Origin of the sequence: Streptomyces sp. NPDC091279 (assembly GCF_044757465.1) — a bacterium.
Taxonomy (GTDB): Bacteria; Actinomycetota; Actinomycetes; order Streptomycetales; family Streptomycetaceae; genus Streptomyces.
In genome coordinates this window covers 94,545-107,340 of sequence record NZ_JBIVVA010000003.1, presented here as the reverse complement: position 1 = coordinate 107,340, position 12,796 = coordinate 94,545, and the positions used below count along the sequence as shown (strand labels likewise).

The window sequence follows — 12,796 nt, the reverse complement described above, 5'->3', positions numbered from 1 at the left end:
AGCGGAGACATCAGATGTCTGAACGTTCAAATAGGGCACGGCAGTTGGCTAAGCTGCGGGTCCGTCGCAGCGCCGCTCGCCAGAAAGAAGCAAAGGTGTGGAACCTGTTTTTCGTGTCCTCGGACCGCTCCAGGTGACCAGCCCGCTGGGGAGTCTGAAGCTGTCGGCGCCGCGCGAACGCGTCGTCCTCGCCCAACTGGTCCTCAACGCCAACCGGCTGGTCTCGGTGGAACGGCTGGCGGAGGCCGTCTGGGGATACTCCGCACCGTCCACGGTCCGCACCCAGATCCAGATCTGTGTGTCGAGAATCCGCCGCTCCCTGGAGGACATCGGCCTCGCCGACCGCATCCAGACCGTCTCCCCCGGCTACCAACTCACCGCCGACGAGGCCGAGGTGGACCTCCTCGTCTTCGAACGGCAGGCGGCGGAGGCCCTGTGCGTCATCCGGCAGTGCACCACCCCCGGCCCGGTCTCCGAGGCCGTCGTGCTCGGCCGCCGTGCGCTGCGCCTGTTCACGGCCGAGCCGCTGCTCGACGTCGACAGCGAGGTCGTCCAGGCCAAGGCCCGGCATCTGGCCGAGCGCAGGCTCCAGGTCCTGGAGGAGTGCCTGAAGGCCGAACTGAAGCTGGGCCAGGCGGCCGACGTGGTCGACGAGACCTCCCGGCTGGTCGTCGAGAACCCGCTCCACGGCAGCCTGCGGGTCACGCAGATGAAGGCCCTCCAGGTGCTGGGCCGCCGCGCGGACGCCCTCGCCACCTACCAGGAGGGGCGCCGGGTGTACCGCGAACACCTCGGCGTGGAGCCCGACCCCGAACTGCAACGCGCCTACGAGGCGATCCTGCGGGACCTGTCCCCGGAGCGGGGCGCGCTGACCGGGCCGGGACACGAGCCCGGCAGGACCGCCCGCCCGAGCCTGGGGCACGGGGTGCTGCGCAGGCCGACCCTCAACCGCGGCCAGCTGCCACCGCCGTTCCCCTTCCATCTCGTCGCCCGGCCGACCGAGGCGCGCGATCTGTACACCCACCTGACCGCGCCGGCCCGCGCCGACGTCCCGCCCGGCATGCCGAGGGTCGTCTCCATCTCCGGCATGCGCGGGGTGGGCAAGGCCGACTTCGCGGTGGCGTCCGCCCACCGGCTGGCCGACGACTACCCCGACGCCCAGCTCTTCGCCGACCTGGGCACCGAGGGCGGCGCGCCCGCCGACGAGCACGAGATCCTCGCCAAGCTGCTGGGCGGTCTTGGCGTCCTCGCCGCCCAGGTCCCGGCGGAGCCGAAGGAGCGCGAGCTGCTCTACCAGCGGCTGGTCGCGGAACGCCGGGTCCTGGTCGTCCTCGTCAACGTCGACGACGCCCGCCTCCCTTTCCTGCTGATCCCCCGGGCGCCCGGCTGCGGGGTCATCGTCACCAGCAGGGTCCAGCTGGTCCCGGACATCCCCGCCCACCGGATACGCCTCGGCCCCCTCGACCCGGACGCGTCGGTGAAGTTCCTCGCCCAGCTCATCGGGAAGCAGCGGGTGGCCGCCGAACCGGACCACGCCCGCACCCTGGGCCGCCAGTGCGCGGGCCTGCCGCTCGCGCTGACCGCGCTGGCCGACCGGCTGAAGAACGCCACCGATCTCCCGCTCGCCTGGTGCGCGGCGCTGCTGCGGGAGGAACGCACCCGGCTCGACCGCCTCGGCCACCAGGGCGGCGACGTCCGTACCGCCGTGCGGGCCGACTACGACGAACTGAGCCCTCTCGCCCGGCGGTTACTCTGCCGGCTCTCCCGGCGGCACGCCGAGGACTTCGCGCCGCTGGCCGCCGAAGGCCCCACCGGCTGCGGCCGCAAGGAACGGCTGGAGTCCCTGGACGAACTGGTGGAACGGCAACTCGTCAGCGTCCGCGACGACGACGGCGCCGCACGCCGCCAGTACCGGCTGCTCGGACTGGTCCACCTGGTGTGCCGGGAGGAGACCGCGGGCCCGGGGCGCGGGACCGGCCGCGCGGTGCCCAGGAGCTGCGGTTGTGGCCGCCGAGGCGTTGTTCATGAAACCGTAACCGACGTATGCTGAACGGGAATTGATGGACCATCAGACCCTTCAGACCTCATGAGCCGCCGGGACGACGGGCGGACCCGCGGCCCCGGGAGGGGGAGCGAAGGGGTGGAGGCGACGCCCTTCCGCCATCGGGAACCTCAGCGATCGCCTCGCGGTCGCGGTCCGAACCGATCGACTGGAGGGCACCCTTGATCGGCACTTCCCGCTCCGGTGACCCGCTGGCCGGTGTCATGGCGGGCCCGTACAACGACCCCGTCACCGGCGAGCGCCACGTCCTGATCCAGCAGCCCCGCGAGGAGATGCTGCGCGATCCACGACGGCTCGCCTCGGCCTGTGCCACGCTGCACCGCCTGTACCCGCGCGTCGAGAGCTTCCTGACCCGGACCCCGCCGGGCATCGAACTGTCGGAGCCGTGGCGCCGCCGCCTCACCTACGTGCGGTGCGTCGACCCCGCCAAGTGGCCGGCCCCGACGGGTGGCGGGCCCCGGGTGACCCTCGCGGCCGGCGCCGCCGACGACGACCTGGTGCGGGCCTGGCTGGTCCGGGCGTTCCGGGCGGGCGGCGGGGTGGTGCACCACCCGGTCAGCGAGTTCACCGCCGCGGCGCAGGCCGCCTTCTTGTGCGCGTCGCCCTACCGGATGTCCTTCATCGCCTGGCGCGGGGAACGGGCGGTCGGCCACGCGACGCTGCTGACCGGCGCCACCGACGAGGTCACCGGGGAGTCCGTCACCGAGCTGGTCGATCTCCTCGCCGAGGACGAGGCCGGCGCGGACATCGCCCGCGTCGTCCTGCTCCGCGCCGCCGCGGGCCACGCCGCGACCACCCGCAGCCCCCTGATCGCGGGCCTCCTCCACACCGACCCCGAATCCGCCCCGGAGGGACGGGAGTTCGCCCAGTCGGTCCTCATCACCCCGGCCCTACGCCGCAGATGGACGATCGACCACGCGTACTGGTGGGCCCCGGCCCATTCTTAGGCCCCGCACCTCACAGGTGGTCCGGTGTGGCCGTCGTGCGCAGGGCGTTGGTCATCAGGTCGCGGACCAGGGCGGCGAAGCGGAGGACGGCGTCGCGGGCCTCGGGGGTGTCGGGGTGGGCCGCGCGTACGTAGGTGCGGTCCGGGAGGCGGTTGACCCAGAAGCGGGGGACGCGGGTGCGGCCCATGGCGATGAGGGCGGTGACGTTGTGGTCGCTCCAGTCGCGCACCCCCGGCAGCGACCGGAAGTCCAGGAACGACGCCAACGGCAGTGACTGCGTGGCCTCCTGGAGCAGCGGCGCGAGTGACGGGTCGCAGCGCGTCACGCCGGGCAGCGTCACGCCGTTCGCCTCCTGGGCCCGCAGCAGACCGGCCTTGGCGGCGGTCAGGACCTCGGCGAACGTCCCACCCGTCGCCGGGAATTCCACCGGCACCGTGTTGACGAACCAGCCGTGGGCGTGCAGCCAGCGCCGTTCGTCCCGGGTGTGGACGAGGGTCAGCGCCCGGTAGGTCTCCGGGCCGCCGAGGGTGCGCCCGCACAGGGCGAACGCGGCCTGCACGCCGGCCGCGAAGTCCACGCCGTGCGCCGTGCAGAGGCGGCCGAACGCCGTCGACTCGGCGGCGTCGAGGAGGTCCACGGTGACGGCGGCGGCCGGGTAGGTCGTGCCGGGTTTGATGCCGAGGTCGAAGGCGGCGGGGTAGGGGGCGCCGTCGAGGAACGTGCGCCAGCGGGCGACGGCGGGGGAGTCGGCGTCGAGCCGGTCGGAACGTTCCCGGTCGAGGTGGCAGAAGTCGACGTAGGAGCCGGTCTCCGGCAGCCGGGCCGGGGTGCCGGTGACGGCGGCGGTGTAGTAGGCGCGCAACTCGCCGAAGCTGCGCAGGATCGACAGGCCGTCGGTGTGCGCGTGGTCGATGGCGAGGTGGACCGTGGACCCGGTCTCCCGCAGCACGGCGGAGACGACCAGCGGCGGCCAGACCGTCGGATCGGTGTCCCGCGCGAACCGGGCGCTCAGGTGCGCGCGTATCTCCTCCGGCGACGCGTGATCGCTCAGGGAGACGGGTGTGAAGGTGACCGTCTCCGGGTCCACGGCGTGGCGCCGGAATCCGTCACCGGCCGGTGCGAACCAGGTGAGCAGCGTGCTGTGGCGGCGCAGCCAGGTCGTGAGGGCGCTCGTCAGGGCGGCGGTGTCCAGGCGGCCGGGCAGGTCGAAGGCGAGGCCGAGCCAGGTCTCCGGCGGCGCGCCCGCGCGGGCCCCCTCGGCGCGCGTGCGCAGATGCGTCTCCTGGAGTTCTCCGGCGGGCGCGGGATGTTCCGGAGCGAGGGCCGCCGCGGCAAGCACCTCTTCGGGCACCTGGAATTCGACGAGTTCCCCGGCAGTAGGAACGAACTCGGGCAGCGGGACCATCAGCATGCGGCATTCTCCTCCACCGGGACCAAATTGAACCGAACCATATGAGGGGCTTGTTTCGGTAGAGCAAAACGGTTGTGAATGTTTCGCGCAGGCGGATTTTTCGGTGAAAGCGGGGGAGCGGGGCGCGGGACGGCTCATTGGATTCGCCCAGAAAGCCGCCGCCGGGCTTCCGGAAATGACCTGTAGGGGACGGTTGGTTGGCGGGAATATCACCTTAAAGTGGGGCGTAAGGGGCTGCTCACCCCACCCTTTTCGGTCTTTGTCGAAGTGCCTCCATTGTTGGTTGAAAGTTTGCGAGCCCACTCGGTAACGTGGTTCGCCAAGATCGGAAAGTCGCTCCGGAATGGCTGTCGAGTGCGAGCTGCAAATAGTGCACGTAGAGATGTCGATGTGGGCGGATTCGATGCGTACGGAGCCGGGAATTCACTGAACCGCTCCGCAGCGCGGTACGGAGCCGTGGACCCCGGATTTCGGGTCATCGCGCCGAAAGAACCGGACGAGGGGAGCACCGGGTGACGTCGGCTCGACAACCCCGGCTGCCCCGCGGGTTCCACTACCTGCTCACCGGCGTCACGGTCACCCTCACCGGCTCCCAGGTGACCGTCCTCGCCCTCCCCCTCACCGCCATCGGCCTGCTGGGCGCGGGCCCCTTCGAGAGCGGCGTGCTGCTGGCGTGCAGCCGGGCGCCGTACCTGGTGTGCGGGCCGATCGCCGGGGTCGTCGTCGACCGGCTGCCGCACCGCCCGCTGCTGATCGCCGCGAACACGGTGATGGCGCTCACCCTGGCGACCGTGCCGCTGGCCGCGCTGACCGGCCACCTCGCCATGGGCCTGCTGTACGCGGTGGCCGTCGTGGTCGGCACCGCGAGCGTCCTGGCCGACGTGGCCTATCTGTCCTGCGTGCCGACCGTGGTGGCGCCGTCCCAACTGGTCCGCGCGCAGAGCCGGTTGGAGCTGGGGCACTCCGTCGCGATGGCGCTCGGACCGCCGCTCGCGGGCTGGCTGATCGGCGCCTTCTCCGCGCCGACCGCGCTGCTCGCCGACACGGCGTCCTTCGTGGTGGCGGCGGCCGTCCTGCCGTTCGTCGTGATGAACCCGGTGGAACCGGCCATCGCACCGGAGACGACGGTGACCGCGCCGACCCCGTCAGGTCCCCGGCGCGGCTTCATCGGCTCCGTGCTCGCCGAGGCCGTCGAGGGCGCGCTCTTCGTCCTGAAGGTCGCCCCGCTGCGCGCCGCCACCCTCTCCACCGGCACCTTCATCTTCTGCTACAACGCCTACACCGCCGTTTTCCTGCTGTATCTCACCAAGCGGCTCGGGTTCTCCGCCGGGGTCGTGGGCATGGTCCTCGCCGTCGGCGCGGCCGGTGCGATGGCCGGCGCGCTCGTCGCCCGCCCGCTGGCCCGGCTGCTCGGACTCGGCCGGGTGCTGGTCGTGGCGGTCCTGGTGAGCGCGGCCGGCGCGCTGGTCACGCCGTTCTTCGGGGCGCCGGGGTGGACCGCGGTGGCGGCGGTGGCGGTCTCGCAGTTCGTGCTCTGGGCGGGCCAGCAGGTCTACAACGTCCATCAGGTGCCGCTGCGTTACACGTTGGCGCCGCCTTCGCTGCACGGCCGGGTCAACGCCAGCATCCGCACCATGGTCTGGGGGCTCGCCCCGCTGGGCGCGCTCCTCGGCGGCATCGGCGGTGCGTGGTTCGGCACCCGCGCCACCCTGCTGCTGAGCGGCGTGCTCAGCGCGCTCGCGACGGTCTGGATCGTGCGCTCGCCCCTGTGGACCGTCCGCACCGCCCAGCTCACGCCGGAACCGGCCGCCCCGGCCGCGGAACGGGACCGGCCGACCCTCGACGCCGTTCCGGCCACCGACGCCGACGAGACCTGAACGGCCCGGGACCGGGCCCCGTTTCCGGATGGGGGGCGATGGCTGGCCGTCGGCCGGGCGGCGTGGTGCGCTGTGTCTGTGTGCGGAGGAACCGTGGGGGAGGCCCGCCGCACGGACCGTCGGAGCCGCAACCGGACAAGGACCCTCCGCCTCATGGTGACCACCTCCCTCCCCACCGCCCCGCAGCCGACCACCTCGCCCGAGGACGCCGCCGCCTTCCTCACCCGCATGCCCGACCTGGAGCAGGCGCTCGCCTTCTACCACCGCCATCTGGCGCCCGAGGACGCGATCGATCTCTCGGTCGCGGAGAACGTCCTCGTCTACGACCACTCGATGCAGAAGATGGTGTTCGACCCGCTGAGGCCGCTGCCCGCGCCGAACATCCACTACATGTCCCCTTACGGGACACCGGAGTTGAGGCAACAGGTGGCGGCCCTGCTGACGCGGGCGTTCGGCCTCGCCGAGCGGAAGCCCGAGGAGCAGGTGCAGCCGGAGGACGTCTTCGGTACGGCCGGGGTGGCCTCCGCGCTGGAGTGCCTGGCGTTCGCGCTCAAGAACGAGGGGCCGAGCGAACTGCCGCCGCCGCTGGTGGATGGCGACGGCGTGCTGATCCCGGCGCCGTACTGGCAGGGCTTCAACTGGTCGTTCGAGCAACGTCCGAAGCTCACCTGCGTGCCGGTGCCCCTGCCCACCGACGGCCCGCACGCCTTCCGGCTCACCCTCGACCTCATCAAGAAGCAGTACGAGGAGCACCGCAAGCAGACCGGCAAGGCACCCCGGCTGCTCGTCCTCACCAACCCGCACAACCCGCTCGGCGTCAACTACCGCAAGGACCTGCTGGAGGACATCTACGCCTGGGCGCTCGGCTCCACGGATATGCACATCATCTCCGACGAGATCTACTGCCACTCCCAACTGGACTGCGGCACAACGCCGTTCACCAGCGCCGTCGCCCTCGACGCCTACGCCACGTACCCGGAACGCATCCACGTCGTCTGGGGGTTCGCCAAGGACTTCGGGCTCTCCGGCTTCCGTACCGGGTTCGTCGTCTCACGCAACCCCGTGGTCCAGGACGCGATGCTGGGCAGCAAGGACCCCGGGGCGGAGCAGCGGCACCCGATGTCGTGGTTCACGCCGTTCGACTCGCTCAAGCACTATCTGATCGGCGCCGTCCTCACCGCCAAGGGCCCCGAAGCCGACCTGTACACGACGTACGCGATGGAGAGTTACCGCCCGCTGCTCACCGACAGCTTCCACCAGGCCAAGGCCGCCCTGGACAAGCACGGGATCAGGTACGTCCACCGCGACGGCGACAACGCGGCCCAGTTCTTCTGGCTCGACCTGCGTGAATACCTCAAGTGGGTCGCCGTACCGCCGAACCGGACCGACCCCTACCCCCTCACCGACCCCCACCTCGACGACGAGGAACAGAACCTCTTCAACTACCTCCGCGACGCCCCCACCCACGTCTCCCTCCTCCCCGGCGGCGTCATGCACTCCCCCACCCCCGGCTTCTTCCGCCTCTGCTACACGGCCCACCAGCCGGCCGAGGTCCGCGAGGCCATCGACCGAGTAGCAGAGGCCCTGTCCCACCTGGGCCCGGACAAGTAACGAAGGCCCACCTCACGCCCGCTCCGCCGGTGCGGGGGTGGGGTAACGGGCAACGGCCCGTTGAGCATTCCGTCGGACCGGCCCCGCCGAGGCGGTCACTGGTGCTCGCCCTTCTCCCTCTCCGCCCTCGTCATCCAGGCCTGGCACCCCCCTCGGGCCAGCCCTCCCACGACGAGCGCCACGAGAATGGCCCCCCAGTCGACGACGTGAGGCAGACCGGGGAAAAACGCAAAGAAGACGACCGTGACGACCGCGCCGACAAGGAAGGCGACGATCCCGGCTCGTCGCCGACGTGTTCTCCGCGCCTGGTCCAGATCCGGTGCCTTGTGCTGCTCGATCATGAACGACTCACTTCGTGATGTGGTGACACTGGCTCACACGCCGCACCCCATTGACGCGCAGATGGGCGCACGCCTTTGCCATAACGAGGCACACTCGCGGTGGAGTTGGGTTCGGGCCCGTGACCATGTCGTCGTTCGCGGGGCGGAGGGGCGAGGTTGGGCTGTTCCCCGGCGGGCGCCGGGGTTGTTCGGGTGGCCGCACGTACGTCTGGCGGGAATCCCGACTGGAGTTCGACGGCCGCAGGGCCCCGGGACGGGCGTCGGTGCCGGGCGCGACCCGCGTCGTTCCTTCTCCGGCCGGTGTCAACAGGCTTGCGGCCTGCGGGAGTTCGCCGGGGGGCTGGCCGGCGGGGCGTCCCGTCCGGCGGGAACTTGACCCTCGTTCACCCAACAACGGGTGTGGTTTGGCTGGTTTCCTGGCGGGGGCGGCACGGAGTCGGGCACAGTCTGTGCATGAGCGGTTACGAAGACGGAGTGCCGGGGTACCTCACCTTCCGGGTCGCCCCGCAGGACGGGCCCATCGCGGCCTTCGCCGAGCAGGAGGCCTGGCAGGCAAGGGAGTTGTACCCGGACATCCTCGGACTGGCGCTGGCCGAGTACTTCTGGGCCAAGGAACTCGACACCGGTGGCTGGGAGTTGTCCAAGTTCCCCTCCGATGTCCCGCAGGGCGCACGGGAGTCGCTGGGGCACCACTTCCGGATGCGCTCGGTGGCGGCGCAGGAAGCCGGTGACACGAAAGCGGCCGAGGTGTGGATGGCGGCGGGCATCCGCATGGACTACGAGGTCATCGACGAGATCCGGGTCCGCGGCGAACGCTTCCGGATCGTGCGCGCCTCCCGGTTCCTGCGGACCGGCCCGAACGGCCCCGAGCCGCCCCGCCCGTCCGACCCGGACCCCGGCGAGATCGGCGAGGGCCGCGACTTCCCGTCCAGGACCGAGGGGTTCGTCGTCGACCCGCACACCAGCACCGGTCTCTCCGAAGGGCTGCTGCGGCTGGACCTGTTGCGCTTCGTCGGCGCGGTTCCCGGCTCGCCGCCCGGCGTGCGGCGGGACGCGCTGCGGGCGGCCGAGGAGTACCCGGGCGGGGTGCTGCTGCCGGCGGTGTTCATGATCTCCGAGCGGGTGGACGGCCAGTGGACGGCGTTCCACCCCGGTTCGTCGGACGCCACCCCGCAGGGAGCGCGGGACGGCCTGACCACCTGGCTGCGGGTCATGGCACCGTTCACCCTGCGGATGACGGAGGAACAGAAGGCGGAGTTCGCCCGCGCGGCCGACGTCTTCGACGAGAAACGGCGCAACAACCTCATCGTCGACGGCCGCCGCTTCCGTGTCGTCCGCGTCGAACGCCTGATGCGGGTCGGACCCGACGGCCCCGAGAAGCCGCGCCCCAGCGACTTCGACCCCGAACCCCCGGTCTCCGCCCACACCGACCAGTTGCAGGAACAGGGGCTGCTGGACCTGGACGACGAGGACGAGCCCACCGACCCCAGGATCGAGCGGCAGGTGAACGAGTTCCAGGCCCTCTGGGAACGGGAGTTGGCCCGCCGCACCGCCGCCAAGGAACTCCGCGAGCAGAAACGACGCGGAGCGACCGGAAAGACCGACGTCTGACGGAAGCCGAAGCCAGCCACCGCGCGAGGCGGCCGGGGCGAACTGGGGGAGGGGGCCGGGGTGAAGCGGCCGGGGTGAGCCGGGCCGGTGGGTCAGGTTCACCCCGGCCACCTCACCCCACCCCCCGTGGCGCGTCCGGCGTCCAACTGGCGTATGTGGGAAGTCCTCAGTGTGAACGGCTAGCATCGCGGCCGACATGGTCGTCCAGCCGGGGCCGCGAGGGGCTCGGTGGGGACGGCCCGGCAGGGGTGAGGTGAGGGCATGGCGGAACCGGTGGCACCGAGGATCGCGGTCGCCGTGGTGACCATGGGCAACCGGCCCGACGAGGTCGACGCCCTGCTGCGGTCCGTGGCCAAACAGGACGTCGCCCCCGCGCGCATCCTGATCGTCGGCAACGGCTGCCCGCTGCCCGACTTCGCCGACCGCCTCGACCTCCCCGGCGAGGTCACCCTCCTCCCGCTCGACGAGAACCTCGGCTGCCCCGGCGGCCGCAACGTCGCCCTCGACCGGGTCCGCGCCTTCGGCGACGTGGACATCGTCGTGGAACTCGACGACGACGGCCTCCTCGTCGACCCCGACGTCCTGCGCCGCGTCCGCGACCACTTCGCCGCCGACCCGCGCCTGGGCATCGTCGGCTTCCGCATCGCCGACGAGCACGGCGAGACCCAGCAACGGCACGTGCCCCGGGTCGGCGCCTCCGACCCGATGCGGGGCGGTTATGTCACCGGGTTCCTCGGCGGCGGCCACGGCTTCCGGACGGCGATGCTCGACGAGATCGGCGACTGGCCGGCCGCGTTCTTCTTCGCGCACGAGGAGACCGACCTCGCCTGGCGCGCGGCGGACGCCGGCTGGCGGATCAGATACGCGCCCGAACTGCTGCTCCAGCACCCCAAGACCTCGCCCGCCCGGCACGCCATCTACTACCGGGTCAACGCCCGCAACCGGGTCTGGCTCGTCCGCCGCCGCCTCCCGCTCCCCCTCATCCCCGTCCACCTGGGGATCTGGACGCTGCTCACGCTGGCCAGGACCCGGTCGGCGGCGGGGCTGCGCGCCTGGTTCGGCGGCTTCGTCGAGGGCGTGCGGCAACCCGCCGGTGAACGACGGCCCATGAGCTGGCGCACGGTCTGGCGCCTCACCCGCCTCGGCCGCCCACCCGTCATCTGAGCGGCCCCCGCCAACTCCCCGCCGCCACCGGCCCCGTCGGCTACTTCGCGTCGGCATAGCACTCCACCACCGCCGTCGTGAACGGAAACCGCACCGGCGTCTGCCCGAACGTCAGCCGCCCGGCCAGGTCGGACGCCTCCCGGATCGCCGCCACGACCGTCGCGGCCTCCTCCTCGGGACAGTGCACGATCACCTCGTCGTGCTGGAAGAAGACCAGCTCGGCCGCCATCCCCGCGCAGGTCTGCCGCAACGCGGCGAGCAGCAGCAGGGCCCAGTCGGCGGCGCTGCCCTGCACGACGAAGTTCCGCGTGAAACGGCCCCGCGCGCGGGAGTCGGCCGAGGAGTGACCGGACGTCCAACCACCGCCCCAGGCACCGGCGTCGGCCGCTTCCCCGGTGCCGTCCGGGCCGTCCTGGGGCAGCCCGGCCTCCTCGGAGCCGTCGTCGCCGGTCCGCGCCACCGGCGGACAGGTGCGGCCCAGCCAGGTGCGCACCAACCGCCCCTCCTCCCCGGCCCGCGCCGCCTCGTCGACGTAGGCGACCGCACGCGGGAAACGGCGCCTCAAGGCGGCGAGGTTCTTCAGGCCGTCGCCCGAGGTCTGCCCGTAGACCGCGCCGAGCACCGCCAGCTTGGCCTGGCCCCGGTCGCCGGAGAAGGCGCGCTCGGAGACGGACTGGTAGAGGTCGGTCTCCCGGCCGGCCACCTCCATCAGACCGGGGTCACGGGAGATGGCCGCCAGCACCCGGGGCTCCATCTGGTCGGCGTCGGCGACGACCAGCCGCCAGCCGGGGTCGGCGACCACGGCACGCCGGATGACCTTGGGGATCTGCAACCCGCCCCCGCCATTGGTCACCCAGCGCCCGCTGACCGTGCCGCCCGCGTGGAACTCCGGCCGGAACCGCCCCTCGCGCACCCAGTCCTGGAGCCAGGACCAGCCGTGGGCGACCCAGATGCGGTACAGCTTCTTGTAGGCGAGCAGCGGCGCCACCGCCGGATGGTCGATCTCCTCGATCTCCCGGTGCCGGGTGGACCTGACCTTGATGCCGGCCTGCGCGAACGCCTTGACGACATCGGCGGGCAGGTCGGGCCGGACCCGGCGCCCGAAGGCGGCGGACACCTCGTCGGCCAGCTCGGCCAGCCGACGCGGCTCGCCCCCGCCCGCGTACCGCTCGCCGAGCAGCTCGTGCAGCATCCGGCGGTGCACGTCGGCGCTCCACGGCAGCCCCGCGCGGTTCATCTCGGTGGCGACCAGCATCCCCGCCGACTCCGCCGCCGTCAGCAGCCGCATGCGGTCGGGGTGCGCCGTCGCGTCGTGCCGCCGCTGCTGCTCGGCGTGCACCTCGACGAGGTCGGTGAGCGGGAGGTGGACGGCCTCCGGCTCGAACAGGGAGGACTGCGCGCCGGGTTCGGCGGCCCGCGCGGGCGGGTCGGGCGGTACCGGGCCGCCGCGCAGCCGGGCCAACGCGGCGGCGGCCGACCGGGGTTCGCCGTACCGGCCCTCGTGGCCGAGCAGCAGGGTCTCGGCGTCCTCGACGTCGTAGCACCGCTCGACCCGCACCCCCGCGGCGAGCAGACGCGGATAGACCTCCGCCGTGGACCGCCACACCCACCGCCCTGCCTCGGGCCGCCCCCGCACGGCCGCCACCAGGTCCGGTTCCCGTCGCACCGGCCCCGCGGGCAGCCCGCCGGGGCCGAGGGGGACGACCTCAGCGCCGCCCCCCTCGGCCGGAGCGATGGCCCACCTCTCCGTCATGCCCCGAGTGTCGCAGCCA

Annotated in this window: 9 protein-coding genes; 6 read left to right on the top strand and 3 right to left on the bottom strand. The window is 72.3% G+C overall.

Annotation, left to right across the window (positions count from 1 at the left end; translation table 11 throughout):
* Positions 1–97: 97 nt before the first annotated feature.
* Entirely contained in the window at positions 98–2,050 is a 1,953-nt protein-coding gene (locus ACIQOU_RS07795) for a BTAD domain-containing putative transcriptional regulator (protein WP_401534915.1), read from the top strand.
* Between the two features lie 173 nt (positions 2,051–2,223).
* Complete coding sequence (locus ACIQOU_RS07790) at positions 2,224–3,009, top strand: hypothetical protein (RefSeq protein ID WP_401534913.1); 786 nt, start codon at positions 2,224–2,226, stop codon at positions 3,007–3,009.
* Positions 3,010–3,019: 10 nt separating this feature from the next.
* Here ACIQOU_RS07790 and ACIQOU_RS07785 read toward each other — a convergent pair whose 3' ends face one another.
* Complete coding sequence (locus tag ACIQOU_RS07785; protein ID WP_401534911.1) at positions 3,020–4,420, bottom strand: condensation domain-containing protein; 1,401 nt, start codon at positions 4,418–4,420, stop codon at positions 3,020–3,022.
* Positions 4,421–4,932: 512 nt separating this feature from the next.
* On the opposite strand from ACIQOU_RS07785, the gene ACIQOU_RS07780 reads away from it, so the two are divergent.
* Together ACIQOU_RS07780 and ACIQOU_RS07775 are read left to right on the top strand one after the other, a co-directional pair.
* Positions 4,933–6,297 carry an MFS transporter gene (locus ACIQOU_RS07780; protein WP_401534909.1) on the top strand — a complete coding sequence of 455 codons (1,365 nt, stop codon included), beginning with the start codon at positions 4,933–4,935 and terminating at the stop codon, positions 6,295–6,297.
* A 153-nt stretch (positions 6,298–6,450) separates the two neighbouring features.
* Positions 6,451–7,908, top strand: coding sequence for a pyridoxal phosphate-dependent aminotransferase (locus tag ACIQOU_RS07775; protein WP_401534907.1), 1,458 nt, complete (start codon positions 6,451–6,453; stop codon positions 7,906–7,908).
* Between the two features lie 95 nt (positions 7,909–8,003).
* Here the strand turns inward: ACIQOU_RS07775 and ACIQOU_RS07770 are convergent, their stop codons facing one another.
* Positions 8,004–8,249 (bottom strand): hypothetical protein, encoded by a 246-nt coding sequence (locus ACIQOU_RS07770; protein ID WP_401534905.1) that lies wholly within the window; start codon positions 8,247–8,249, stop codon positions 8,004–8,006.
* Between the two features lie 453 nt (positions 8,250–8,702).
* Here ACIQOU_RS07770 and ACIQOU_RS07765 point away from each other — a divergent pair, with 453 nt between their 5' ends.
* Entirely contained in the window at positions 8,703–9,860 is a 1,158-nt protein-coding gene (locus ACIQOU_RS07765) for a DUF5954 family protein (RefSeq protein ID WP_401534903.1), read from the top strand.
* A 261-nt stretch (positions 9,861–10,121) separates the two neighbouring features.
* Positions 10,122–11,024, top strand: coding sequence for a glycosyltransferase family 2 protein (locus ACIQOU_RS07760; protein ID WP_401534900.1), 903 nt, complete (start codon positions 10,122–10,124; stop codon positions 11,022–11,024).
* Between the two features lie 40 nt (positions 11,025–11,064).
* Here ACIQOU_RS07760 and ACIQOU_RS07755 read toward each other — a convergent pair whose 3' ends face one another.
* Positions 11,065–12,777 carry a bifunctional 3'-5' exonuclease/DNA polymerase gene (locus ACIQOU_RS07755; RefSeq protein ID WP_401534898.1) on the bottom strand — a complete coding sequence of 571 codons (1,713 nt, stop codon included), beginning with the start codon at positions 12,775–12,777 and terminating at the stop codon, positions 11,065–11,067.
* Positions 12,778–12,796 lie beyond the last annotated feature (19 nt).